Genomic DNA, 265 nt, shown 5'->3' on the forward strand with positions numbered 1-265 from the left:
GAGTGACGCGCATCGTGCAGGCGGACCAGGTGCTGGTGTTCTTCGGCCTGTCGCCGAAGCTGGGCCCGATCGCCGAATGGGGTCTGGCGCTGGAGAAGAAGCAGATCCCGGTCGACACCGAGAAGTTCCAGACCAGCGTGCCGGGCATCTTCGCGGTGGGTGACATCAACACCTACCCGGGCAAGAAGAAGCTGATCCTGTCGGGCTTCCACGAGGCCGCGCTGGCCGCGTTCGGCGCGATGCCGATCATCAACCCGGACAAGCG

At 65.3% G+C, this 265-nt stretch carries 1 pseudogene; it reads left to right on the forward strand.

Annotated features, from left to right (window positions below):
- Positions 1-29: 29 nt before the first annotated feature.
- Positions 30-265 (forward strand): annotated as a pseudogene (locus tag ACR9ZK_RS22245) (hypothetical protein); the annotation flags it as partial.

It is taken from the genome of Monashia sp. HAY1-5C (assembly GCF_056755255.1).